The 974-nt window shown below is 63.0% G+C and carries 1 protein-coding gene; it reads right to left on the bottom strand.

Annotated elements, in window-relative coordinates:
* Positions 1 to 974 (bottom strand): group II intron reverse transcriptase/maturase (gene ltrA, locus H3H36_RS26300; protein WP_182220985.1); only part of this gene is annotated, 974 nt, incomplete at both ends.

The raw sequence follows: 974 nt of genomic DNA, 5'->3' as shown, positions 1-974 counted from the left end.
GAGAGTACGCCAAACCTTGGGCGTTTGCGCCAGTTGGAAATACCCTTTCCAGCCCAGCATATAAGATCGTAGTCTTTCCACCACGTCCGACATGCCGCGCCCGCCCGAACGACGGGTCAGCTCGCGGATGCGTTGCTTGAACGTTGCCAGTGGCTTGCTCGCCACCTTGCGTTTCACCTCGCCGCCACGCGCCACCCACAGGCTGTACCCGAGGAACTTACGTCCGAAGACGCTGCCCACGGCGCTTTTATCCTCGTTGACCAGCAACTGCAGCCGGGCATAACACCGCCGCAACAACGCCATCACCCGCTCGCCCGCCCGCATGCTGCGCACATACACGTTCGCATCATCGGCGTAGCGCGCGAAGCAGTGGCCGCGCCGTTCCAACTCTTTATCCACTTCATCGAGCAACACATTGGCCAGCAACGGCGACAACGGCCCGCCTTGCGGCGTGCCCTCGTGCCGCGACTGCACCACGCCATGATCCATGATGCCACTGTTCAGATACGCCCGGATCAGCCAGATCACTCCGGCGTCATCGATGCGCTTGCGCAGCCTGTCGATCAGAATGTCATGATTGACCCGGTCGAAGAACTTGGACAGGTCAACGTCCACCACGATCAGCCGCCCGGATTGGACGTATTTCTGCGCGGCTAACACCGCGTCTTGGGCACGCCGCCCCGGACGGAAACCGTAGCTGTGCTCGCTGAAAGTGGGGTCCAGTATGGGTTGCAGCACCTGTAGCAGTGCCTGTTGGATCAGCCTGTCCGTCACCGTCGGAATGCCAAGCTCGCGCTCGCCACCGTCGGGTTTCGGTATCGTCACCCGACGCACCGGACTGGGCCGATACGTCCCCGCCAGCAGTCGCGCGCGTATCCCCGGCCAAGCCAGCACCAGATGGCGGGACGTTTGGTCGATGTCCAGACCATCCACCCCGGCCGCGCCCTTGTTGCGGCGCACACGCTGCATCGCCC

Source organism: Rugamonas fusca, assembly GCF_014042365.1.
Taxonomy (GTDB): Bacteria; Pseudomonadota; Gammaproteobacteria; order Burkholderiales; family Burkholderiaceae_D; genus Rugamonas; species Rugamonas fusca.
This window is presented reverse-complemented; position numbering and strand designations above follow the sequence as displayed.